The sequence below is a fragment of the Mixta sp. genome (assembly GCF_024610815.1).
GTDB classification, from domain to species: domain Bacteria; phylum Pseudomonadota; class Gammaproteobacteria; order Enterobacterales; family Enterobacteriaceae; genus Mixta; species Mixta calida.
The window spans coordinates 1-21,926 of sequence record NZ_JANION010000150.1 but is presented as its reverse complement, the minus strand read 5'-3'; the positions used below and the strand labels follow the sequence as shown (position 1 = coordinate 21,926).

At 56.5% G+C, this 21,926-nt stretch carries 22 protein-coding genes and 1 riboswitch; of the genes, 9 read left to right on the top strand and 13 right to left on the bottom strand.

From position 1 onward, the window contains the following. Both MYY08_RS11345 and mntP read left to right on the top strand, forming a co-directional pair. On the top strand, positions 1 to 258 hold a 258-nt coding region (locus MYY08_RS11345; protein WP_288014270.1), incomplete at its 5' end, for a DUF986 family protein. 198 nt (positions 259 to 456) lie between these two features. Then, positions 457 to 627, top strand: a riboswitch (yybP-ykoY riboswitch). Positions 628 to 637: 10 nt separating this feature from the next. Beyond that, positions 638 to 1,198 carry a manganese efflux pump MntP gene (mntP, locus tag MYY08_RS11340; protein WP_052134013.1) on the top strand — a complete coding sequence of 187 codons (561 nt, stop codon included), beginning with the start codon at positions 638 to 640 and terminating at the stop codon, positions 1,196 to 1,198. A gap of 37 nt (positions 1,199 to 1,235) precedes the next feature. Here mntP and rlmA read toward each other — a convergent pair whose 3' ends face one another. From rlmA to MYY08_RS11315, 5 genes are all read right to left on the bottom strand, one after another. Then, positions 1,236 to 2,042: a 23S rRNA (guanine(745)-N(1))-methyltransferase gene (rlmA, locus tag MYY08_RS11335; RefSeq protein ID WP_038625765.1), complete on the bottom strand. Its 807-nt coding sequence runs from the start codon at positions 2,040 to 2,042 to the stop codon at positions 1,236 to 1,238. A 150-nt stretch (positions 2,043 to 2,192) separates the two neighbouring features. Then, complete coding sequence (gene cspE, locus MYY08_RS11330; protein WP_004386688.1) at positions 2,193 to 2,402, bottom strand: transcription antiterminator/RNA stability regulator CspE; 210 nt, start codon at positions 2,400 to 2,402, stop codon at positions 2,193 to 2,195. Continuing rightward, positions 2,389 to 2,556, bottom strand: a complete 168-nt coding sequence (locus tag MYY08_RS11325; protein ID WP_071883671.1) for a DUF2627 domain-containing protein — start codon at positions 2,554 to 2,556, stop codon at positions 2,389 to 2,391. The genes cspE and MYY08_RS11325 overlap by 14 nt, the downstream gene beginning before the upstream one ends. A gap of 537 nt (positions 2,557 to 3,093) precedes the next feature. Then, positions 3,094 to 4,098: an MBL fold metallo-hydrolase gene (locus tag MYY08_RS11320; protein WP_038625761.1), complete on the bottom strand. Its 1,005-nt coding sequence runs from the start codon at positions 4,096 to 4,098 to the stop codon at positions 3,094 to 3,096. Positions 4,099 to 4,126: 28 nt separating this feature from the next. After that, positions 4,127 to 4,393 carry a YebO family protein gene (locus MYY08_RS11315; protein WP_288014213.1) on the bottom strand — a complete coding sequence of 89 codons (267 nt, stop codon included), beginning with the start codon at positions 4,391 to 4,393 and terminating at the stop codon, positions 4,127 to 4,129. Between the two features lie 185 nt (positions 4,394 to 4,578). On the opposite strand from MYY08_RS11315, the gene MYY08_RS11310 reads away from it, so the two are divergent. After that, complete coding sequence (locus MYY08_RS11310; protein ID WP_190295923.1) at positions 4,579 to 4,821, top strand: YobH family protein; 243 nt, start codon at positions 4,579 to 4,581, stop codon at positions 4,819 to 4,821. Positions 4,822 to 4,863: 42 nt separating this feature from the next. On the opposite strand, the gene kdgR is transcribed toward MYY08_RS11310, so the two are convergent. Further along, the gene (gene kdgR, locus MYY08_RS11305; protein WP_038625755.1) at positions 4,864 to 5,655 is read right to left on the bottom strand and encodes a DNA-binding transcriptional regulator KdgR; all 792 of its coding nucleotides are present in this window, start codon (positions 5,653 to 5,655) and stop codon (positions 4,864 to 4,866) included. 189 nt (positions 5,656 to 5,844) lie between these two features. Between kdgR and MYY08_RS11300 the strand changes: the two genes are divergently transcribed. Beyond that, entirely contained in the window at positions 5,845 to 7,224 is a 1,380-nt protein-coding gene (locus tag MYY08_RS11300; protein WP_288014211.1) for an MFS transporter, read from the top strand. 60 nt (positions 7,225 to 7,284) lie between these two features. On the opposite strand, the gene htpX is transcribed toward MYY08_RS11300, so the two are convergent. The 4 genes from htpX to msrC form a co-directional block, all read right to left on the bottom strand. Further along, positions 7,285 to 8,166: a protease HtpX gene (gene htpX / locus MYY08_RS11295; protein WP_038625751.1), complete on the bottom strand. Its 882-nt coding sequence runs from the start codon at positions 8,164 to 8,166 to the stop codon at positions 7,285 to 7,287. Between the two features lie 238 nt (positions 8,167 to 8,404). Beyond that, complete coding sequence (gene prc / locus MYY08_RS11290) at positions 8,405 to 10,450, bottom strand: carboxy terminal-processing peptidase (RefSeq protein WP_038625749.1); 2,046 nt, start codon at positions 10,448 to 10,450, stop codon at positions 8,405 to 8,407. A 19-nt stretch (positions 10,451 to 10,469) separates the two neighbouring features. Then, the gene (proQ, locus tag MYY08_RS11285) at positions 10,470 to 11,159 is read right to left on the bottom strand and encodes an RNA chaperone ProQ (protein ID WP_038625747.1); all 690 of its coding nucleotides are present in this window, start codon (positions 11,157 to 11,159) and stop codon (positions 10,470 to 10,472) included. A gap of 96 nt (positions 11,160 to 11,255) precedes the next feature. Next, positions 11,256 to 11,756 carry a free L-methionine (R)-S-oxide reductase MsrC gene (gene msrC / locus MYY08_RS11280; protein ID WP_084970751.1) on the bottom strand — a complete coding sequence of 167 codons (501 nt, stop codon included), beginning with the start codon at positions 11,754 to 11,756 and terminating at the stop codon, positions 11,256 to 11,258. Positions 11,757 to 11,975: 219 nt separating this feature from the next. Between msrC and yebS the strand changes: the two genes are divergently transcribed. The 4 genes from yebS to MYY08_RS11260 all read left to right on the top strand — a co-directional run bounded on the left by yebS (position 11,976) and on the right by MYY08_RS11260 (position 17,618). Next, positions 11,976 to 13,217 carry a membrane integrity lipid transport subunit YebS gene (gene yebS / locus MYY08_RS11275; protein ID WP_288014207.1) on the top strand — a complete coding sequence of 414 codons (1,242 nt, stop codon included), beginning with the start codon at positions 11,976 to 11,978 and terminating at the stop codon, positions 13,215 to 13,217. Continuing rightward, on the top strand, positions 13,183 to 15,819 hold the full coding sequence (locus MYY08_RS11270) for a PqiB family protein (RefSeq protein WP_038625741.1): 2,637 nt from the start codon (positions 13,183 to 13,185) through the stop codon (positions 15,817 to 15,819). The genes yebS and MYY08_RS11270 overlap by 35 nt, the downstream gene beginning before the upstream one ends. A 101-nt stretch (positions 15,820 to 15,920) precedes the next feature. Continuing rightward, positions 15,921 to 17,363 carry a 16S rRNA (cytosine(1407)-C(5))-methyltransferase RsmF gene (rsmF, locus tag MYY08_RS11265; RefSeq protein WP_258536438.1) on the top strand — a complete coding sequence of 481 codons (1,443 nt, stop codon included), beginning with the start codon at positions 15,921 to 15,923 and terminating at the stop codon, positions 17,361 to 17,363. A gap of 54 nt (positions 17,364 to 17,417) precedes the next feature. Continuing rightward, entirely contained in the window at positions 17,418 to 17,618 is a 201-nt protein-coding gene (locus MYY08_RS11260) for a YdfD/YebW family protein (protein WP_038625738.1), read from the top strand. Here MYY08_RS11260 and MYY08_RS11255 read toward each other — a convergent pair. Beyond that, the gene (locus MYY08_RS11255; RefSeq protein WP_038625736.1) at positions 17,612 to 18,259 is read right to left on the bottom strand and encodes a metallophosphoesterase; all 648 of its coding nucleotides are present in this window, start codon (positions 18,257 to 18,259) and stop codon (positions 17,612 to 17,614) included. The genes MYY08_RS11260 and MYY08_RS11255 overlap by 7 nt on opposite strands. Positions 18,260 to 18,533: 274 nt before the next feature. Beyond that, positions 18,534 to 19,403, bottom strand: coding sequence for an alpha/beta fold hydrolase (locus MYY08_RS11250; protein WP_288014204.1), 870 nt, complete (start codon positions 19,401 to 19,403; stop codon positions 18,534 to 18,536). Positions 19,404 to 19,540: 137 nt separating this feature from the next. On the opposite strand from MYY08_RS11250, the gene aroD reads away from it, so the two are divergent. Beyond that, positions 19,541 to 20,434, top strand: a complete 894-nt coding sequence (aroD, locus tag MYY08_RS11245) for a type I 3-dehydroquinate dehydratase (protein ID WP_038625732.1) — start codon at positions 19,541 to 19,543, stop codon at positions 20,432 to 20,434. Positions 20,435 to 20,624: 190 nt separating this feature from the next. Here the strand turns inward: aroD and MYY08_RS11240 are convergent, their stop codons facing one another. Then, the gene (locus MYY08_RS11240; protein ID WP_288014202.1) at positions 20,625 to 21,734 is read right to left on the bottom strand and encodes an acyltransferase family protein; all 1,110 of its coding nucleotides are present in this window, start codon (positions 21,732 to 21,734) and stop codon (positions 20,625 to 20,627) included. Positions 21,735 to 21,926: the final 192 nt, after the last annotated feature.

Sequence of the window (21,926 nt, the reverse complement as noted above, 5' to 3'; positions counted from 1 at the left end):
GTAATAACGACCACACTGTTAATGGCGTTAATCCTGGTGACCATTTATCTGTTCTGGTTCCGCACGCCGCTCTTATTGCTGAAAGAACGCGGCTTTTTCTTCGCCAATGTCTGGATTCATTATGACCGCATAAAAGGTATGAATTTATCGGAGGATGGCGTTCTGGTTATTCAGCTTGAACAGAAGCGGCTGCTTATCAAGGTTAAAAAGCTGGACGATCTGGAAAGAATTTATCAAACAATGATTGAAAATCAATAAGATAAAATATAGCCAATGGCATATTCATATTGCTAAATTTTAGCTCAGACAGGGATGGGGCTGTTTAACTTTTTACCATTCACTTAACATCGTCAGCCTTATTTTTTACGCCCGCTTAGCATCCCTGCGGCGTTAATCCGTACAATATTTCCGCCATTATCAATTTATTTTGACACGAAATGATAATGTGGTAAGGTGAGCGCCGTTATTGGGGAGTAGCCGATTTCTGTTAATACAGAAATGCACCTGTCAACATACTCGTTGTTAATTCAACGTGGCGCGTGCGACCGTTTTGGTAGGCGAGACCATTGACCGATGTGCCTGTCTGGTTGGGAAGGCGCATCTGGTTATGGTATTCCCGGCCGAGGTTACGACTTCGATGAACTTTTCCGCTCTGCTTATCCTTTCGTTTGGCATGTCTATGGACGCGTTTGCCGTCGCTATCGGTAAAGGCGCCGCCCTGCAACGTCCGCGCTTACGTGAAGCGCTGCGCACCGGGCTTATCTTTGGCGCAATCGAAACGTTGACGCCGCTGATCGGCTGGAGTCTCGGTCAGTTCGCCACCCAATTCGTCGCCCGCTGGGATCACTGGATCGCTTTCACCCTGCTCTGCTTTTTAGGCGGCCGCATGGTGATTGAAGGCTGTCGTCAACACACCGCGCCCTGCGAGCCGGTGCAGCAGCACGGTTTGCTGCTGCTGGCGACCACCGCCGTCGCCACCAGCCTGGACGCGATGGCGATCGGCGTCAGCCTGGCGTTTTTGCAGGTGAATATTCTGCTTACCGCCCTGCTGATCGGGCTCTGCACTTTTACCATGACGACGATCGGCATGCTGATTGGCCGTCTGATTGGTCCCCTGCTTGGCAAACGCGCCGAAATCCTTGGCGGCGCCGTGCTGATCTTCATCGGCGCACAGATGCTGTGGCAGCATTTCGCCTGAGGCGCGCCGCCAGCCAATATCCGCCTTTATTCTTCGCTTAGCTACGCCGCCAGAGACGCACCATAAAATCTGCTTCGCTTTGAAACTGTTCGCTTTCACGCAGCTGGCGCCAGACGTCGGGCGTGGCGCGCCATGCGAACGGCGTCATTTGTAGCAGCGTCGTCGCATCGTTGCCTGACAGCGCCAGCGGATAATCTAACTGCTGCTCATCTGCAAGCGTAAATCCCGGCAGACGCTCTTCCGCCGTCTCGTGCAGCTTCACCTGGGCATAAATCAGCGCCTTAAACTGCAACAGATGCCGCGGCCCCGGCGTGACGGTCAACAAACAGCCGCCGCTGCGCACTACGCGCGCCAGCTCCTCCGCCTTGCAGGGCGCGTAAATACGCAGCACGCCGTCCAGCGACGCGTCGGCAAAAGGAAGGCGGTGGCTGGAGGCGACGCAGAAATCGATATGGCGATAGCGCTTCGCCGCGGCGCGAATAGCGACTTTCGCTACGTCGAGTCCGCATACGCGCGCCTGCTCCCCTAACGCCCCGGCAACCGCAGCGGTGTAGTAGCCTTCGCCGCAGCCTATATCCAGCACCGTCGCCGTCGCAGGCAAATGCTGCGCCAGCAGCGAGGCGACACGTTGTTGAAGCTGCTGATAGTGGCCAGCGTCGAGAAACTGGCGCCGCGCCTGGATCATTTCCGCGCTGTCGCCCGGTTCACGGGAGCGTTTATGCTGAACCGGCAGCAGATTGACATAACCTTCTTTCGCCTGGTCGAACTGATGCTGTTGCGCGCAGTGCCAGCTGTGATGAACCAGCGTCAAGGGCTGGTGACAGAGGGGACAAAGATAGTGCATAACTCTTTCTCTGGCTGAATCAGGCGCGCAGTTTACACGCTGAGGTGAACAGCGTCACCCGCCAAAAAGAAAGGCCCCGGCGATAAACCGGGGCCTTTGCATCATCTCTAAGCTGTACGCTGAGGGTACAGCGCAGACGTTGCGATGTTATCAGATCGCCACAACGTTAACCGCTGCCGGGCCTTTCTGACCATCCTGAATTTCGAACTCAACGTTCTGACCTTCAGCCAGCGTTTTGAAACCATTACCCTGAATAGCAGAGAAGTGAACGAACACATCTTTGCTACCGTCCGCCGGCGTAATGAAGCCAAAACCTTTGGATTCGTTAAACCACTTCACCTGACCTTTAATTTTTGCCATCTTCGTAATTCCTTTGAATGTTTATTTGCCCGGAGGCGACTGACAGAAAACCAGAGACACGACTGAATGAGGCACTAATATAAGGTTCGGCAAGGAAGCGGTATTCAACGTCAACGTCTTTACTCGTTACTTCTTTACTGAATATGCCATACATAAACAGAGCTGTACCTCGTTTTGCTTAATAGCGTTATCACATATTCGATAATTTATGGCAAGTTATTTTTAAACAGCGATAGACCTGTCGCACAGTTATTGCAAACTCATCACATCCTTTGCACATTTATGCATTAGGCCACAGCAGATAAATCCCGAAGGCCACGCTTTTTTATGCGTATTTCACTACACGCGTCCAGCACACCATGGGCCTGAAGAGACGTGCGTCTCTGTTACAGCCTTGCCAGCGTGCCACTTTGCCACAGGATTGTTGCATAATTATGGCACAGTAAATGCACATAATAATCCTTTTCTTACCAGTGTCGCAGGGCCAAAAAAAACAAGAGGATTTGTCAGGCCGACCGGCTTGAGGAAAAGGATACGCGCGTTTTGCACCAAAAAAGAATATATATAAAGTGATCTGCCCCAAATTAATGCAACGCTATTCCCGGCAGGTTATTTCAGAAAGTTGAATAAGGCAGGTTTATACCCAGAGCGAAGTTTCTGAGTCGTTAAATTCAACGCTGCCTTTATAAGATTAATCTTGGTTTATTTTATTCAGGCTGGCGCTTTCGCCTATTTTCCATGGCCGAAAGCGCGTGTTATCCAGACCGGCCGCCGCCAGCGCGCGCGCCAGTTCTGCGGGCGCCTCATCAAGCGCCTCATCGGCCAGTTCAAATACGCCCCAATGGATAGGGATAGTCAACGGCGCGCCGATCGCTTTGTGCAACGAAACCGACTGCTGCGGGTCCATATGCTGACCCTGCATGAACCAGCGTGGCGCCCAGGCGCCGATCGGCAGCGCTGCAAGATTAAAAGGTCCAAGACGCTGCGCGATTTGCAGCAAATTTTCAGAATATCCGCTGTCGCCGGAAAACCAGAAATTAAGCGTGGCGGTTGAAATCGTCCAGCCGCACCAGAGCGACCGGTTACGATCTTTCAGAGTGCGCATGCTCCAGTGACGCGCTGGCACGGCGTGAAAAGTGACGCCATGCCGCTGCGTTTGCTGCCACCAGTCCAGCTGTACGACGTTTTTTGCTCCTGCGCGACGAAACCAGGGTTCCAGTCCCAGCGGCACGATAAACTGCACATCTGGAAATCGACGCAAAATCGCCGCGATGGTCGGTCGGTCAAGGTGATCATAATGGTTATGGGAAATCAGCACCCAGTCGAGCGATGGCAGGTTCTCAATCTTTAGCGGCGCGGGCGTTTTGCGCTTCGGGCCGTAAAAACGCAGTGGAGAAGCCCTGAGCGAGAGCGCCGGATCGATTAATCCGTAGCGTTGATTAATACGCAGCATCAGCGCCGCATGGCCCAGCCACCAGATCGTATCCTCATCGCCGCCTAAATCGGCGGGCTGCCACCACTGCTGCGTAAAAGCCCTGTAGCCCTGCTGCGGCGCCGCTGGCAACCCTTGCGCCTTACGCTCTTTACGCCAGCGTTGCAGATCGCCCGGCTGGCGCTGCTCAGCCTCCAGGTTGCGAAATCCTTCTGAAGTATGGTGCGGCCTGGACGCATCGTACCAGGGATTTTGCCATTTCATCCTGCCACTCCTTACTCTCTACAGATAATTATCGTTCAGGGATCAGGCGGGTAAAGTCCTGCTCCGCGCTCTCTTCCGCGCCGTTCTCTTCCGTACAGAGCGTCTGTTCTGTCAGCCGTTGTAGCATGGCCGTCTGCTTTTTCTGCTCCTCAAGCAGCGCTTGCAGCAGGCGAACCTGCTCGTTGGCGCGCACGCTGGCGCGATTGACATAAAACCAGGCGATCAGCCCAACCAGTGCAAATGCGATTCCGCTGATGAGCGGCATCAAACTCGCGCCGCCGTTTAATTCGTTCATAACAGCCTCTGTTTGTTATTCATTTCGCGGACGATTTTACCCGGAAGCGAGGGAATTGATAGCCGACGCGCCCCTGTTCGACGACGCTTTAAGCATCCTCCGATCGATTCCGCCGCCGCGCCGCGCTATGCTGCCCCTCTTCCGGCAGCGAAACGGGAAGCTTGCCATTTTTACAGGAAGATAAAATGAAAATATTGCTTCGAATTGTGAGTTTACTGGCCGTTGTCTGGCTAGGCTTGTTGTTCACTGGCTATGGCGTACTGACCGGCAGCCACAAAAATGCTGCTGGCATTGGCCTGCAGTGCCAGTATTTGACGGCACGGGGAATGATTAAAGCACAGTACCTGCACAGCGACAGCGGTTTTATCGGCGTAGCCGACTGCCCGCTGCTGAGAAAAACGTCTGAAATGGTGGACAGCAACGAATAGCTTGTTTAAGCGGCGCCCGTAACGGCGCCGCGTCGTTATGGATTAGAAAGGATAGTCGTGGTAGCCCAGCTGCGCGGAGAGCGTGCGCCCGGCGCGATGCAGCATCGCGACATACTCGTGCTTGCGCTCTTCTGAGAAACGGATGGTCGGAAAAGAGATGCTCATCCCGGCGATCACCACGCCGAAGCGGTCGAAAACCGGCACCGCGATACAGCGCAACCCCTCTTCCTGCTCTTCGTTATCCTCGCCGAAGCCCTGCGCTTTCACGACATCCAACACCTCCAGCAACGCTTCTTCACTGCCAAGCGTATGCGGCGTGCTGCGGCGGAATTCCACCTCTTTTAAAATATCATGCACCTCGGCGCGGTCGCGCCAGGCCAGCAGCACTTTGCCGATCGCGGTGCTGTACAGCGGATTGCGGCGGCCGATACGCGAATACATACGCAGGTTATAAAGCGAATCGATCTTATGGATATAGACAATGCTGTCTTCTTCCAGCGCGCCCAGGTGAATCGTCTCTTTCGTCAGGCGCGACAGTTCGCGCATTTGCACGTCCGCGCTGCGGATCAAATCGACGTTCTGCAACGCTTTCGCGCCCAGCTCAAACAGCTTTAGCGTCAGCGCATATTTTTCCGATTCACCTTCTTGAGAAACATAGCCCAGCGACTTCATCGTCTGAAGAAAACGATAAACCGTGCTTTTCGACATCATCACGCGCTGGGACAGTTCGGTAATGCCATTTTCGCGCTCTTCGCCAAGCGCCTGCAGGATGCCAAACACTTTCAATACGGAAGAGACCGAATCCGGCTGTTTATCTGCGTCTGCATTCGCCATAGAGAAACCTTTTTGAAATTGTTTTATTTAAAATGGAACGCCATTTCCAGTATACGTGGCTGAGTTATCGTCAGGCAATACGTTAGCGTGACCGTGGACACATCTGTAAGGACTTTTTATTAGCAGAAAGATGCATTAGGGTAAAAAAATCATTAGCATGATGATATTCACCCCCATTAATTTCCCATTATGCCCGTAACTTCACAGATGGATGGCTTACCGCTGCCGCGCCGCTATGGCGCCATCGCCGCGATCGCCTTAGGTATTACCGTTGCCGTGCTTGACGGCACCATTGCCAACGTCGCGTTGCCGACTATCGCCAGCGAACTGCATGCCAGCCCGGCGGAGTCGATCTGGATCATTAACGCTTATCAGCTGGCGATTATCGTCTCGCTGCTTTCCTTCTCTTTTTTAGGCGATCTGCTCGGTTACCGGCGCATTTACCAGGCCGGTCTGCTGCTGTTCAGCGCCACGTCGCTGCTCTGCGCCTTTTCTGACTCGCTCGGTATGTTGACCTTCGCGCGCATCCTGCAGGGCTTTGGCGGCGCGGCGCTGATGAGCGTTAACACTGCGCTCATCCGTATTATCTATCCTCAGCGCTATCTGGGCCGCGGCATGGCGATTAACGCGCTGATCGTCGCCGTTTCCAGCGCCGCAGGACCGACGGTAGCGGCGGCGATTCTGGCGGTCGCCTCGTGGAAATGGCTGTTCCTGATCAATGTGCCGGCCGGCGCGCTGGCACTGCTGTTCGCCCTGCGCTTTCTGCCCGACAACCCGCAGAAGACGACCGGCCAGCGCTTTGATGTGCTTAGCGCGATTATGAACGCGTTAACCTTCGGCCTGCTGCTTTCCGCGTTGAGCGGCGCGGCGCAGGGACAGGATTACCGCATTATTCTTGCCGAATTGCTGGGGCTGCTGATCGTCGGCACGCTGTTTATTCGCCGCCAGCTGACCATGACCAGCCCGCTGTTGCCGGTGGATCTGCTGCGCATTCCCATCTTTTCACTGTCGATCTGCACATCGGTCTGCTCCTTTCTGGCGCAGATGCTGGCGATGGTCTCTCTGCCATTCTTTTTGCAGAGCGTCATTGGCCGCAGCGAAGTAGAAACGGGCCTGCTGTTAACGCCCTGGCCGCTGGCGACCATGATCATGTCCCCCATCGCCGGACGGCTGCTGGAACGCTTTCATGCCGGGCTGCTGGGCGGCATTGGTCTGGCAATCTTCGCCTTCGGGCTGTTCGCGCTCGCCTGGCTGCCTGCCGCGCCGGGCGATGGCGATATTATCTGGCGTATGGTGCTGTGCGGCGCCGGCTTTGGCCTGTTTCAGTCGCCAAATAACCACACGATTATCTCAGCGGCGCCACGACATCGCAGCGGCGGCGCCAGCGGAATGCTGGGCACTGCGCGTCTGCTGGGGCAAACCAGCGGCGCGGCGTTAGTGGCGCTGATGTTTAACCTGTTCGGCCAGCATGGGACGCACGCGTCGCTGCTGCTGGCGGGCCTGTTCTCTTCCGTCGCCGCGCTGTTCAGTCTGTCGCGCATGCGTCAACCCGCACACGGCGGGCAATAAAAAACCCTCGTCAGAGGGTTATAGCGAACAGAAAAAAGGCGACCCGCAGGTCGCCTTTTTTTATTTCAGGTACTGGCCGCTACGCAGCGCTTCGATACGTTTATCCAACGGCGGGTGCGACATAAAGAACTCGCTCAGCGACTTTCCTTTGCCGTTGATGCAGAACGCCATCATGCTGCCCGGTTCCTGCGGCTCATAGCTGGTCTTCAACCGCTGCAGCGCCGCAATCATCTTCTCACGCCCCACCAGACGCGCAGATCCTGCGTCAGCGTGGAACTCACGATGACGTGAGAACCACATGGTGATCATGCTGGCCAGAATGCCGAACAGCAGTTCCAGCACCATGGAGACCGCGAAGTAGACCAGCGGGTTACCGTTGCTGCTCTCTTCATCTTCCCGGTTGCCGGACAGGAAGCCTGCCGCCACCTGCGCGATAATGCGGGAAATGAAAATCACGAAGGTGTTCACAATGCCCTGGATCAGCGTCATGGTCACCATGTCGCCGTTGGCGATATGGCTGATTTCATGCGCCAGCACCGCTTCCGCCTCGTCACGGCTCATGTTCTGCAACAGACCTGTCGACACCGCCACCAGCGACGCATCGCGGCGCGCGCCGGTCGCGAACGCATTGATGTCAGGCGCATGGTAGATAGCCACCTGCGGCATGGCGATACCCGCCTGCTGCGCCTGTTGTGCCACCGTGTTCATCAGCCAGCGTTCCGTTTCGTTACGCGGCTGCTCAATCACCTCACCGCCGACGGAACGCAGTGCCATCCATTTCGACATCAGCAGTGAAACAAACGCACCGCCAAAGCCAAACAGACCTGCCATAATCATCAGGCCCTGCACACTGCTTGACTGAATTCCTGTCAGGCTCAGTATCAGCCCGAAAACCAACATTACGGCAAGGTTGGTCAGCAGGAAAAGAGCAATACGCATCATAAACTTTCATCTTCCTCAGTTAACTAAGCGCCCATGCGCGGATATACATCGTAGGGTCATCGCGTAGCATTTCAAGCATCCTTAACGTTTAAGTGTCTAAAAAGACATAACTTTACATTTTGTCGCACTCTTTTTTAACCGCTTCCTGCGCAACCGATCGGCGCAGCTAAACAAAACGGCGGAAAAAGAAAAGGCACCGCTTGCGCAGTGCCTTTTTTTCGTTCCGTTTAAAGCGGCGCTATTTACTGACCGCCGCTTTATCCGTCGGCTGCTCCGGCTTCAGATGCGCCAGATCGTTGGCGATTTTCACCGTTTCGTCGAGATAAGGATCGGGCTCTTTATAATCCTTCGGCAAATCGTCGAGCTTCGCCAGCGGCTTCTTCCCTTCCGCCTTATAGCGCGCGTTGATGCGCTCCAGACGCAGCGCGTCATCTTCCTGATTCTCTTTCTCGCGCTGGGCGAGATTGAGCGACACGATGTTGCGTTTGTCCTTCATGGCGTTAAAGCGCTGAATGTCCTTGATGATGTACTGGAATTCAGCATCTTTCGCGATGCGATCTTCATGCGCTTTGGTCAGCTGCGGCACCAGATCGCTCAGGTCGCCCGATTTGGTGTAGCTCGCCGCATCGATGCTGTCCCACGGCAGGGCGTTATCTTCGAACTTCTCGCCGGTTTCCGCCGCTTCGACGCCGGTTGGCATCAGCAGATCGGGCGTTACGCCCTTACGCTGGGTGCTGCCGCCGTTGATACGGTAGAATTTCTGAATGGTGTACTGCACCGATCCCAATGCCGGCCACTCCGGGCGCAGCATCTGATCATAGATGCGGTTCAACGAACGATACTGCTGCACGGTGCCTTTGCCGAAGGTCGGTTCGCCGACAATCAGCGCACGACCGTAATCCTGCATCGCCGCCGCGAAAATTTCCGACGCCGAGGCGCTGAAGCGGTCAACCAGGACTACCAGCGGGCCTTTGTAGTAGACGACGCCGTCGGTATCGCTGTCTTCGCGCACCTTGCCGTTGTTGTCGCGCACCTGCACGACCGGACCGCTGGGAATAAACAGGCCGGAGAGCGAGACCGCCTCGGTCAGCGCGCCGCCGCCGTTGGTGCGCAGATCAATCACTACGCTGTCAACGTGCTGCTTTTGCAGTTTCTGCAGCTGCACTTTCACATCGTCGGTCAGGCCGACGTAGAAGCCGGGAATATCCAGCACGCCGACCTTCTCTTTGCCGACGTTATGCACGCTCATCTTCACCGCGCGATCTTCCAGGCGGATCTTTTCGCGCGTCAGCGTAATGGTGCGGGTTTTGGTGCCTTTGCCGGCCGGCAGGATCTCCAGACGCACGCGGCTGCCCTTCGGCCCTTTAATTTTCGCCACGACGTCATCCAGACGCAGCCCGATAACATCCTCAATCGGCTTGCCCGGCTGTCCAACGCCGACGATGCGATCGCCGACGTTCAGCGCCTTGCTTTTCGCCGCAGGGCCGCCTGCCACCATCGAGTTGATGACCGTATAGTCCTCATCCATCTGCAGCACTGCGCCGATGCCTTCCAGCGACAGGCTCATCTCGGTATTGAACTGCTCGGTATTGCGCGGCGAGAGATAGTTGGTATGCGGATCGATCTCGTGGGCGAAAGCGTTCATCGCCAGCTGGAACACATCCTCGCTGTTGCTCTGCGCCAGACGACGGATCGCGGAGTTGTAGCGTTTGGTGAGAATATCTTTAATTTCGTCGTCTTTCTTGCCGGTCAGCTTCAGGCTGAGCTGATCGTACTTCACCTTGGCGTCCCATAACGCGTTCAGTTCAGCTGCATCTTTCGGCCATGGCGCCTTGCTGCGATCGGTATCGATAGTATCGTTACCGTTAAAATTCATCGGCTTGCTCAGGATCGACAGGGCGTACTGATAGCGCTCGAAACGGCGTTTTTGCGCCAGATTGAAAAGATCGTAGAACACCGTCAGCTTGCCGCTGCGCAGTTCATCGCCCAGCGTGGTCTTTTTATCGGCGAACTGCGCCACGTCCGAAGCCAGCAACACATTGTGGCTGTAGTCGAGCATGTTCAGATAGCGGTCAAAGATTTTTGCCGAAAACTGCTGGTCGAGGTCGAACTGGCGATAATGTGAGCGGGTAAAGCGTGAAGTAACGCGTTCGCTAACGGTGGCATGCTGCGGCTCTTCCTGCAGCTGCGGAATTTGATCCGCGCGGGTAATGCTGTCAGCGGCAATGGCGTGACCTGCCAGAAGCAGGCCAGCCATCACGCTCATCTTAAAAAATGTGTTCATGCCCTGGGTGGCCTCCGTTTCAGAACTGTAAGTGTTCTGCGCGTACGATCATTGCCAGGCCGGAAGCCAGCTGCACACGAACGCCATCCTTAGAGATCTCAAGAACGGTGGCGTCCATTGCATTTTTACCGGCTTTAACTTTGATGCTCTGGCCAGGCTGCAATGCGGAGGTGTCGGTCACAGGCTGTGTACGCGGCGGGCGCTGACGAGGTGCGGCGGCGCGTTCCTGAACCGGGCGCGCATCGTTAGCGCGAGCTTTGCGGGCGGGTTGGCCTTCGCCTTCGGCTGGCTTGCGGGCGGCCGCTTTACGCGGGCGGCGCGCAGGCGCGTCTTCGCCAGCTTCACGTTTTTTCGCCTGCTGCTGCTGACGCTGCTGCTGAACGCGGGCTTTCGCCTCTTCAAGCTGCTTGCGCGCATGTTCAACATGCTGCTCTTCCAGCTCGCCGCAAGCATTGCCGTCCAGATCGACGCGGGTCGCACCCGCTTTGACGCCGTACAGATAGCGCCAGCTTGAGGTGTACAGACGCAGCGCTGAACGCAGCTGCGTCTTGCTCAGGTTCATTTCGCCCTGAACACGTTCGACGAGGTCTTGAAAGATACCGATTTTGAGCGGACGCGCTTCACCTTCGGCACTAAAGCAGTGCGGAAAACGTTCCGCAAGCCAGGCGATGACTTCTTTACTGCTATTCAACTTAGGTTGATTTTCCATGAAATTTCCTGATTACAACGGGTTTGCCAACCAGCGCGGGCATGAACAGGCGACATTATAATGACCCCATCGGCAATTGCTACGAAATCCAGCGCTTTAGCTGCGATTCATATTAATAAATTTTTTCACATCGCTATTGGCCAGCACGTCACAAAGCCCGTCGGTAAAGGTTTGCAGGCCGATTTCATCTTCACTATCAAAGCGGTTGAACACCGTGCTGTCGATATCCAGCACGCCAATCACCTCGCCGTCGACAATCAGCGGCAGCACGATTTCAGCATTGCTGGCCGCGTCGCAGGCGATATGGCCCGGAAACGCATGCACGTCGTCCACGCGCTGTACTTTCTTTTCCGCCACCGCCGTGCCGCAGACGCCGCGGCCCACCGGAATGCGCACACAGGCGATTTTCCCCTGGAACGGCCCCAGCACCAGCGTTTTTTCTTCCGTCAGCAGGTAGAAGCCCGCCCAGTTAACGCCTTCCAGACGCTCAAACAGCAGCGCGCTGCTGTTGCCCAGCGCAGCGAGAAAACTGGTTTCACCGGCAATCAGCGCACGGAGATCGCGGTTGAGATCGTGATAAAATTCTTGTTTGTTCATTTCCTGACCATAGTAAAAGCAATCGGACGGCTACAAAGTGCCGTCCGGTAAAATAAGCATTAAATATCCACCGCCACAAGGTGAATCATTCCAATAGTTAATATAACCTTAGATTCTTGCGGATCGGATTATCAAAACGGGCTATGCCCCTCAGCGTCCGTTTTGCGCCGTTTTAAGGACCGTGCATACCTGCAGCACGAGGGACACTGCTTTTAATATATGAAAATACATACTATCAGTCACGTTCTGCCCCGTGAACGTTATCAGCGTTGTCCGCAATGCGATACCCTTTTTTCCTTACCAGATGTGAAATCTCGTCAGACGGCCCACTGCCCACGCTGCAACGCCAAAGTGCTTAACGGACGCGACTGGTCGATGACGCGTCTGACGGCAATGGCGGTCGCGATGTTTTTATTGATGCCTTTCGCTTTTACCGAGCCGCTGATTGAGATACGCCTGCTCGGCACCCCTATTCGCGCCAGCCTGCTGGCGGGCATTATGCAGATGACCGAACAGGGCGACGTGCTGACCGCGGCGATGGTGGCGTTCTGTACTATCGGCGCGCCGGCCACGCTGGTGGCGGCCATCGCCTTCCTCTTTTTCGGCGATCGCCTCGGCATGAATCTGCGTCCGGTACTGCTGATGCTGGAGCGCCTGAAAGAGTGGGTGATGCTCGATATCTATCTGGTCGGCATCGCCGTCGCCTCGATTAAGGTCAAGGATTACGCCGATATCGCCGTCGGCTACGGGCTGGTGGCATTTGTTGCGTTGATGGTGCTCAGCCTGCTGACCATGATTCACCTTAACATGGAACAGCTGTGGCACCGCTTTTACCCGCAGCCGGAGCCGGATGTGGCGCCGGAAAAGCTGCAAATTTGCCTGAACTGCCATCACACCGGCCTGCCCGACGATCGCGGACGCTGCCCGCGCTGCCACACCCGGCTGGCGCATCGTCGTCCTCATAGCCTGCAAAAATCCTGGGCGGCGCTTATCTCCGCGATCGTGCTACTGATTCCGGCCAATCTGCTGCCGATCTCAATTATCTACCTGAACGGCGGACACCAGGAGGACACCATTTTCTCCGGTATTCTTTCGCTCGGCTCCGGCAATATTCCGGTGGCGGCGATCGTGTTTATCGCCAGCATTCTGGTGCCGTTCACCAAAGTGTTGGTCCTGCTGGTATTGTTGATCAGCATTCATTTTCGCTGCCAGCAGGGACTAAAAACCCGCATTCGATTATTGCGTCTGGTCACCTGGATCGGGCGTTGGTCTATGCTGGACCTGTTTGTTATTTCGTTAACCATGTCGCTGGTTAATCGCGACCAGCTGCTGGCTTTTACAATGGGACCGGCCGCCTTCTACTTTGGCGCCGCGGTAATTTTAACTATCCTTGCCGTTGAATGGCTGGATAGCCGTCTGATTTGGGATGCTCATGCAACACACGCCGACTACACCGACTAGAGCGCGGATAATCAACAAGCGTAAAATTTCGCCGTTCTGGCTGCTGCCCTTTATCGCCCTGATGATTGCCGGCTGGCTGCTCTGGACCAACTATCAGGAGCGCGGCACCACGGTAACCATCGATTTCGCTCAGGCCGACGGCATCGTGCCCGGTCGGACGCCGGTGCGTTATCAGGGGGTCGAGGTCGGCACCGTACAGGGCATCAGCCTTAGCGACGATCTGCGCTCCATTAAGGTACGCGTCAGCATCAAAAGCGATATGCGCGACGCGCTGCGTGAGGATGCGCAGTTCTGGCTGGTGACGCCAAAAGCGTCGCTGGCTGGCGTCTCCGGGCTGGACGCGCTGGTCGGCGGCAACTATATCGGCATGATGCCCGGCAAGTCGGGCGAGCGGCGGGAAAACTTCGTCGCGCTCGATACCCAGCCTAAATATCGCGTCAATACTGGCGAAATGCTGGTGCATCTGCATGCGCCGGATCTCGGCTCGCTCAATACCGGATCGCTGGTCTACTACCGCAAGATTCCGGTCGGTCGCGTTTATGACTACACCATTAACCCGGACAACAATGGCGTTACCATCGACGTGTTGATTGAACGCCGCTTCACCAATCTGGTGAAAAAAGAGAGCCGCTTCTGGAACGTTTCCGGTGTGAAGGCGGATGTCGGCCTCAGCGGTGCGAAAGTGGAGCTGGAGAGCCTGGCGGCGCTGGTGAACGGCGCCATCGCCTTCGATTCGCCGCAAACGTCGCAGCAGGCAGCCAGCGAAAGCAACTATCAGCTCTATCCCGATTTGGCGCACAGCCAGCGCGGCGTAATCGTAACGCTCGATCTACCTGACGGCAAAGCGCTGAAAGCGGGCAGCACGCCGTTGATCTATCAGGGGCTGGAAGTCGGCACCCTGACGAAGATGACGTTACAGCCGGGCGGCAAGGTCAGCGGCGAGCTGACGCTCGATCCTTCCGTGGTCGGGCTCATGCGCAGCGGCACGCGCATCGAAATGCGCAGCCCGAAAATCAGCCTGAATAACCCCAGCCTGAGCACGCTGCTGACCGGCACCACGCTGGAGCTGATCCCCGGCGAAGGCGAGCCGCAGCACCATTTTGCGGTGCGTCAGAGCAACGAAGCGTTGCTGCAGCGCCCGGATGTGCTGACGGTGCGCCTTAGCGCGCCGGAGAGTTACGGCATCGACGCCGGCCAGCCGGTGATGCTGCGCGGCATTCAGATTGGTCAGGTTATCCGCCGCACGCTGACCACCAAAGGCGTGGAGTTTGAGGCGGCGATCGCCCCGGAACATCGCCAGCTGGTGCATGGCGACAGCAAATTCATCATCAACAGCCGACTCGATGTGAAATTCGGTCTCGACGGCATGAAGGTGCTGGGCGCCAGCGCCAGCGAATGGGTCGACGGCGGCATTCGTCTTGAGCCGGGCGGCAAAGGCGCGCCGCTGAGTCAGTATCCGCTTTACGCCAATGCCGAAAAAGCGGAAGAAGGGATTACCGGCGAACGTCCGCCGACCACGCTGACGCTGACCGCCAACAGCCTGCCGGATATTCAACCCGGCTCGGTGGTGCTCTACCGTAAGTTTCAGGTGGGCGAGATTGTCGACGTGACGCCGAAGGCGAACGAGTTTCTGGTGGCGGTGCATATCAAGCCTGAATACCGCAAGCTGCTGACGCCCGACAGCGTTTTCTGGGCGGAAGGCGGCGCGAAAGTGCAGCTTAACGGCGCTGGTCTGACGGTGCAGGCGTCGCCGCTAAACCGCGCCCTGCGCGGCGCGATCAGTTTCGATAACCTGGAAGGCGCCAGCACCGGCAAAAATCAGAAGCGCGTGCTCTACAGCTCTGAAACCGCCGCGCGCGCCGTCGGCAGCCAGATCCTGCTGCACACCTATGACGGCAGCAAGCTCTCTGCCGGCATGCCGATTCGCTATCTGGGCATCGATATCGGCCAGGTCGAGTCGCTGGCGCTGAGCCAGGATCATAATCAGGTGATCGCCAAAGCGGTGCTCTACCCCGAATATGTGCAAAGCTTTGCGCGCATCGGCAGCCGCTTCTCGGTGGTGTCGCCGGAAATTTCGGCCACCGGCGTCAACCATCTGGAGACGCTGCTGCAACCCTATATCAACGTCGATCCCGGCAAGGGCAGCCTGGTGCGGCGCTTTGAGCTGCAGGAGACCACTATTACCGATTCGCGTTATCTGGACGGCCTGAGCATCGTGGTCGACGCGCCGGAAGCGGGATCGCTGGGCATCGGCACGCCGGTGTTGTTCCGCGGCGTCGAAGTCGGTACGGTCACCGGCACCTCGCTGGGCAGCATGGCGGATCGCGTGCAGGTGCAACTGCGCATCAGCAAGAAATATCAGCATCTGGTGCGCAATAACTCGGTCTTCTGGCTCGCCTCCGGCTACAACCTCGAGTTTGGTCTGATCGGCGGCGTGGTGAAAACCGGCACTTTCCAGCAGTTTATTCGCGGCGGCATTCAGTTCGCCACGCCGCCGACCGTTCCGCTGGCGCCGCAGGCCGCGTCCGGCAAGCATTTCCTGCTGCAGGATGAAGAGCCGAAAGAGTGGCGCAAATGGGGAACGGCGATCCCTTCCTCATAATCTCTACCGGGAGCCCGCGCAGGGCTCCCGTTTCATCGGCTTTCGCCGCAGCTGTGTTACACTTCCCGCCCTGTTTTTTCTGCAACTACCGGAACTCTGTCGTGGCCCAACAATCCCGAGCCAGCTTCCCTGAAGCCTTCCTTGATCTGATGCGGCAAACGCTGCCCGATGAGGAGAGCCTGCAGGCTTTTCTCGCCATCAGCCAGCAGCCGCTGCGTCGCAGCCTGCGCGTCAATACGCTGAAAATCAGCGTGGCGGATTTTTTGCATCAGACGGCCCGCTACGGCTGGCGCCTGACGCCGATTCCCTGGTGCGCCGAAGGCTTCTGGATTGAGCGCGAAGAAAGCGACGAATCGCTGCCGCTCGGCAGCGTGGCGGAACACCTCAGCGGGCTGTTTTACATTCAGGAAGCCAGCTCGATGCTGCCGGTCAGCGCGCTGTTCGCCGCCCAGCCGCAGCCTTATCGGGTGATGGACGTAGCGGCCGCGCCCGGTTCCAAAACCACGCAGATGGCGGCGCTGATGAAAAACCAGGGCCTGATTCTGGCTAACGAATATGCCGCCAGCCGGGTAAAAGTGCTGCATGCGAACCTCAGCCGCTGCGGCGTCAGCAACACCGCGCTGACCCATTTCGATGGACGCGTGTTTGGCCCGGCGCTGCCGGAGATGTTCGATGCCATTCTGCTGGATGCGCCCTGCTCCGGCGAAGGCGTGATCCGTAAAGATGCGGATGCGCTGCGCAACTGGACGCTGGAGAGCACCGTCTCGATTGCGGAAACGCAGCGCGATCTGATCGACAGCGCCTTCCATGCGCTGAAGCCGGGCGGCACGTTGATCTATTCAACCTGTACGCTGAACAAGCTGGAGAACCAGCAGGTCGTGGCGTGGCTCTGTCAGCGCTATCCCGACGCGGTGACGATCGATTCGCTGGCGGATCTCTTCCCCGGCGCGGAACGGGCCGCCACGCCGGAAGGCTTCCTGCACGTCTTTCCGCAGTTGTTCGACAGCGAAGGCTTTTTCGTCGCGCGGCTGCGCAAAACCGCCAGCGTCGAGCCGATGCCGACGCCGGGTTATAAGGTCGGCAAATTCCCCTTCAGCCCGCTGTCGCGCAAAGATGCGCAGGGGGTTATTCAGGCGGCGGCGAAGTCTGGCCTGCACTGGCAGGATGATGAGCTGACGCTGTGGCAGCGCGATAAAGAGATCTGGCTATTTCCTGCCGCCGTCGAACCGCTGATTGGCCGGGTGCGATTCTCACGCATCGGACTGAAGCTGGCGGAAACTTTTAACAAAGGCTACCGCTGGCAGCATGAAGCGGTGATCGCGTTGGCGCGAGCTGAGGAGGCCAACAGCGTTGAACTGACGGAGAGCGAAGCGGAGGAGTGGTATCGCGGGCGCGATATCTGGCCGCAGGCGGCGCTACCGCGCGATGAGGTGCTGGTGACCTGGCAACGACAGCCGATTGGCCTGGCGAAAAAAGTGGGCCAGCGCCTGAAAAACAGCTATCCGCGCGAGCTGGTGCGCGACGGCAAATTGTTCCACGCCTGACGCCTGACGCTTTCCTGTCCTACACTTAACGCGTCTGACAGGAGAGGGAAAAGCATGTATGCGTTGGTACTATTAATTTGTTACCTGGACGGGGGCTGCGAGGATATTATGCTGGGCGTCTATGATGATGAACCTGCCTGTATCGTCGCACGCGATGAGCAGCGCCTGCGCCACGCAGGCTGCTATCCGGTAGAAGATGTTATTGACGGCAGCTGGACGCCCGCCTGGCAATACAGCGATCTGTTTCGCTACTGAATTTTCACCAGCGTCAGCCGGTTGCCAAACACGGCGCCGGTGTCAATATAGTGCTGATTCCAGCCGCTGACTGGATTATCCAGCGGCGTATGGCCAAAGTAAAAGGCGTCCGCGCCAGCAATGTTTTCCCCCAGCCCGCGCTGTAAACGATGAATGCGATCGCGTCCCCATACCACTTCATACTCGTCTATCGGCTGCTCCCAGGCATAACGCGAGGCGGGATAGTCGGCATGAGCGACCACTACAATCTGCTCATCCAGCACAAGGTGCGCAATCAGCGGCAATTCCTGACAGCGCATCAGACAGGCCTGCGCCTCGGCGCGCTGCGCCCCATCCAGACGCCAGAACCAGTCGCCGCCGTTCATCTGCCATAATTGCTCATCGCCCTGCGTCAGCGCGGCCAATGCCATCTCTTCATGATTGCCGCGCACACAGCGAAACCAGGGCTCTTTCAGCAACCGCAGGCAGGCCAGGCTGTCCGGGCCGCGATCGATCAGATCGCCGACCGAGACCAGCAGATCGCGTCGCGTATCAAAATTAACGGCCAGCAGTTGTTCATCCAGCAAAGCGCGGCAACCGTGAAGATCGCCGACGATATAGATATGTCGCCAGTTATCGCCATCCAGATATTGATACAACATGCTCCATTTCCTTACAGCTGTAACAGGAATATTGATGTGCGGTTAAGACAGCAGCCTTTAGAGTGTAGCAGGCGGGGTAATCAGAAAGGTGCAGGCCAAAATGGATAGCCAGAAGAAGTTTATTATGATGCTGATATGTCTTTTTACCGGCAGCCTGCTGCTGCTGGAAATCCTTGCCCGTCTGGCGCATAAACTTATCGTCGGCTAGCGACGGGTAATCCGCTTAATGCGCACAGCAGGCCAGCTTTTATACAGAACGTTGCTCAGCGCCCCGCTACTTGCCATTAAGAAAATGGATCACCGCATCGGTAAACTCTTTCGGCGCCTGCAAAAAAGCGAAGTGGCTGACGGTGGGCAAAATCAACAGGCCGGCGTTGGGAATAACGGCGGCGATATGCTCCAGATGCGCCCGGTCGATCGCCTCATCATGATCGCCGTCGGCAATCAGCACCTGCGCGCTGATTTTCCCTAACGCCTCATCACGCCACTCCGGCTGCGACTGCCACATTCCGCCGATCTGTTTTACAAACGCCGGATAATCGTTGGGCGTTTTCGACAGCTTCTTATACTCTTCGCCAGCGCGCGCAATATAGGCGGCGAATACCGGATTATTTTCAACGCCCGGCTTTACGCCGCGCGTGGTGACGTTGGGCGCAAAAGCGAACACTTTCCCGACGCGATCCTTATGGCGCATCGCCATGTCCAGGCCAATAATCGCACCGTCGCTCCAGCCCACAATATCGGCTTTTGCAATATGCAGATGATCCATCAGCCCGACAATATCATCCGTCATTAAATCGTAGCCGTAAGGCTGGGCGTTGCGCGTGCTGCGGCCGTGCCCCCGGCTGTCGACCACAATCACCCGATGATGCTTCGCCAGCTCAGGCACCTGCAGGCCCCAGTAATCGCTGTTCGCCAGTCCGCCGTGCAACAGGATAACCGGTGAGCCCTGGCCGGTGACGGCGTAGTAAAGCTGAATGCCGTTGACCTCGGCGTAGCCCGACTGCATCCCGATCAACGGCGCGGGCGTGGCTGGAAGCCGCTGCCAGCGTGTGCCCCAGTGGGTGTGCTGCGTTTCGGTCTGCGCCAGCGCAGGCGCCAAAGCCAGTACGCCTGCCAGTAAAATAGCCGGTTTGCTCTGCATGAATGATTTTCCTGTGCCCGCATGAATGTGCCGAATGGCGATTTATCGCGCGCTTGCGACCGGAAAAAGCGCGGCGGCAACGTCTTTTACTACGCTTAACGCTGAGCCATTTATTACACAAATCGCAGAGGACCGCTATGCAACGCCGAGATTTTATTGGAGGCGGCAGCGCCATGCTCGCGCTGGCGCTGATGTCCCATTCCGCATCAGGCGCAGCGGATGCGCCCCGCGCCGATATGGTTACCCCATCATTACGACCAGTGAAAATTAAGAATATCGCCATCGGCGAAGGGCAGCCGAAAGTGATCGTTTCCACCACGGCCGCCGACAGCGAAGCGGTGAAGACGTTCGTGCGTAGCCAGGCGTTGCAGGTCGACAGCGATGTTATCGAACTGCGGTTAGATCTGCTGCATAACGGTCAGGACGCGGCGGCGATGGCGCAGCTGACGCGCGAGCTTTACGCCATGCTGCCAAACAAGGTTCTGCTGGTGACCTTCCGCACCAAAGCCGAGGGCGGCAAGCAGGCGATTGCTGACGATCGCTATAGCACGCTGTACCAGTATTTACTGACTCAGGGGCAGATGGATCTGCTGGATATCGAGATGTATCGCCCCGCCGCCAGAGAGCTGGTCGCGCTGGCGCATCAACAGCAGGTGCGTGCGATTCTTTCGAGCCATGATTTTGAGCAGACGCCGACGCAGCAGGAGATCGTTTCGCGTCTGCGCCAGCAGCAGACGATGGGCGCCGATATTCTGAAGATAGCCGCTATGCCGCGCGATCCGGGCGATGTAATACGTATGATGGCAGCGACCTGGGAGATGCGTCAGCGCTACGCGCAGCAACCGCTGTTGACGATGTCGATGGGCGGCATGGGCGCCGTCACACGGCTTGCCGGCGAGCTGACCGGCTCGGCGCTGACCTTCGGCATGGCAGGCGACGCCTCGGCGCCGGGACAGCTGGAAGCGAGCGACCTGAGCGGCATACTGACGCTGCTGCACCGCGCGGCGGAAGATGACGCAAAGTCATCGTAACGGGCCGCAGGCTGACGCTAATAAAAAACTTCGTCAGCCGGTCGTTTGCAAAAGCGGAGCAGTTTATCTACCCTCTTTCTTTCCCTGCAAAGGAAGCGACGAGGCGGGACGCTGGGTGATTACTCACCTCGTCTGTTCGCAGGCAGCTGACTGAGGCTGTCGATGGGGAACGGCTCCCCATCGACAGGCGTTACACGCTGCTTTTCGGCTGAAAGCGACGCATTACCGGCATAAAGACCAGACGGTGAAAGGTTGCGACAGGCAGTTCGATGGTATAGCGGAAAAACGCTTTCCATGTTTCGGCCATGCGCTTTTCCACCAGCTGATGAATCAGCCACGCCAGCAGCATGACAAAACCAATCACCAGCGCATAGACGCCGATCTTATTTTCCTCGCTGGCGAATTTATCGATTAGCATATAGCCAATATGGGCATGTACAAGATAGAGCGGGTAAGTAATAGCGCCAGCGAAAGCTGAACCCGGCAGGCTTAATTTACCCAGGCGGCTATAGTCAGCGGCGATAAAAGCGAGGAAAAAGAGCGATACAAAAGTGATAATGACCGCCGGCGGATACTCTACGCTGCGGATTATTTCCGCTTTAGCCGCATTTTCCAGAGAAACCAGGCAGCAGATAACATACATGGCGACAGCCAGCAGAATGACCAGGCCTTTCATCTTCCCTGCGGTCTCTTTTATCACGGCAAATAGCGCACCGGCGACGAAGTAGCTGTAATAGCCCTGGAAAATCGGCGGCGATGCATTACCTGCTAATGCGCAAGCGATAATCGCCAGCGCCCAAACGATAATCGCCATCTCCAGACGGCTTTTTAGTCCCAGAAGCAGGCAGAGCGAGATAAAGAAATAGAAGGTTAGCTCATAGGCCAGCGTCCAGTAAACGCCGTCGATATTATAAATACCGACAAACGACTGTAGCATCGTCAGGTTGGCCAAAAAGGCTTTCAGGGAGATCGGCATGTGGTGCCCGCCGACCATCACGATAAAGAGCGACGTGATGACCAGCCCGGCCCAGTAAGCTGGATAGAGTCGCAGAGCGCGCGTGGAGATAAAGCGGGAGAAGCTTTTGTTTTTCGCCGAGAAAAAGATGACGTAACCGCTGATCATAAAGAACAGTTCCACGCCAAGATAGCCAAACTTAGTAAACTGCGTCAGCTCAGGAATCTGCGTGATGGAGGTTATTTTACCATTATCTATTCCGTTAAATGTATAATGGAATAAAATAACGCCCAGCGCAGCGATTAGACGTAAATAGTCTATCAGTTCTACACGTTGAGTTTTCATAATAGCTGGCCCGCTATGTTATCTTGCGCCGCTTACCTGTTAATTAAAGCCGCTCAAGGGATGAATTATTAACATTTAATGACAGCTACAACGCCACCACCATTAATTATTCTAACAGCCCAGAATATTACTTAAGTCAAATGCAAATAGGTAGCCTGAACTAAATCTTTAGGAAAAGGACTAATCCAACTG

What these genes read in the sequence shown, in the direction of transcription:
- mntP (WP_052134013.1), top strand. Translation starts at nt 638, where the DNA reads ATGAACTTTTCCGCTCTGCTTATCCTTTCGTTTGGCATGTCTATGGAC.
- rlmA (WP_038625765.1), bottom strand. Translation starts at nt 2,042, where the DNA reads ATGCACTATCTTTGTCCCCTCTGTCACCAGCCCTTGACGCTGGTTCAT.
- cspE (WP_004386688.1), bottom strand. Translation starts at nt 2,402, where the DNA reads ATGGCAAAAATTAAAGGTCAGGTGAAGTGGTTTAACGAATCCAAAGGT.
- MYY08_RS11325 (WP_071883671.1), bottom strand. Translation starts at nt 2,556, where the DNA reads ATGTATGGCATATTCAGTAAAGAAGTAACGAGTAAAGACGTTGACGTT.
- MYY08_RS11320 (WP_038625761.1), bottom strand. Translation starts at nt 4,098, where the DNA reads ATGAAATGGCAAAATCCCTGGTACGATGCGTCCAGGCCGCACCATACT.
- MYY08_RS11315 (WP_288014213.1), bottom strand. Translation starts at nt 4,393, where the DNA reads ATGAACGAATTAAACGGCGGCGCGAGTTTGATGCCGCTCATCAGCGGA.
- MYY08_RS11310 (WP_190295923.1), top strand. Translation starts at nt 4,579, where the DNA reads ATGAAAATATTGCTTCGAATTGTGAGTTTACTGGCCGTTGTCTGGCTA.
- kdgR (WP_038625755.1), bottom strand. Translation starts at nt 5,655, where the DNA reads ATGGCGAATGCAGACGCAGATAAACAGCCGGATTCGGTCTCTTCCGTA.
- MYY08_RS11300 (WP_288014211.1), top strand. Translation starts at nt 5,845, where the DNA reads ATGCCCGTAACTTCACAGATGGATGGCTTACCGCTGCCGCGCCGCTAT.
- htpX (WP_038625751.1), bottom strand. Translation starts at nt 8,166, where the DNA reads ATGATGCGTATTGCTCTTTTCCTGCTGACCAACCTTGCCGTAATGTTG.
- prc (WP_038625749.1), bottom strand. Translation starts at nt 10,450, where the DNA reads ATGAACACATTTTTTAAGATGAGCGTGATGGCTGGCCTGCTTCTGGCA.
- proQ (WP_038625747.1), bottom strand. Translation starts at nt 11,159, where the DNA reads ATGGAAAATCAACCTAAGTTGAATAGCAGTAAAGAAGTCATCGCCTGG.
- msrC (WP_084970751.1), bottom strand. Translation starts at nt 11,756, where the DNA reads ATGAACAAACAAGAATTTTATCACGATCTCAACCGCGATCTCCGTGCG.
- yebS (WP_288014207.1), top strand. Translation starts at nt 11,976, where the DNA reads ATGAAAATACATACTATCAGTCACGTTCTGCCCCGTGAACGTTATCAG.
- MYY08_RS11270 (WP_038625741.1), top strand. Translation starts at nt 13,183, where the DNA reads ATGCTCATGCAACACACGCCGACTACACCGACTAGAGCGCGGATAATC.
- MYY08_RS11260 (WP_038625738.1), top strand. Translation starts at nt 17,418, where the DNA reads ATGTATGCGTTGGTACTATTAATTTGTTACCTGGACGGGGGCTGCGAG.
- MYY08_RS11255 (WP_038625736.1), bottom strand. Translation starts at nt 18,259, where the DNA reads ATGTTGTATCAATATCTGGATGGCGATAACTGGCGACATATCTATATC.
- MYY08_RS11250 (WP_288014204.1), bottom strand. Translation starts at nt 19,403, where the DNA reads ATGCAGAGCAAACCGGCTATTTTACTGGCAGGCGTACTGGCTTTGGCG.
- aroD (WP_038625732.1), top strand. Translation starts at nt 19,541, where the DNA reads ATGCAACGCCGAGATTTTATTGGAGGCGGCAGCGCCATGCTCGCGCTG.
- MYY08_RS11240 (WP_288014202.1), bottom strand. Translation starts at nt 21,734, where the DNA reads ATGAAAACTCAACGTGTAGAACTGATAGACTATTTACGTCTAATCGCT.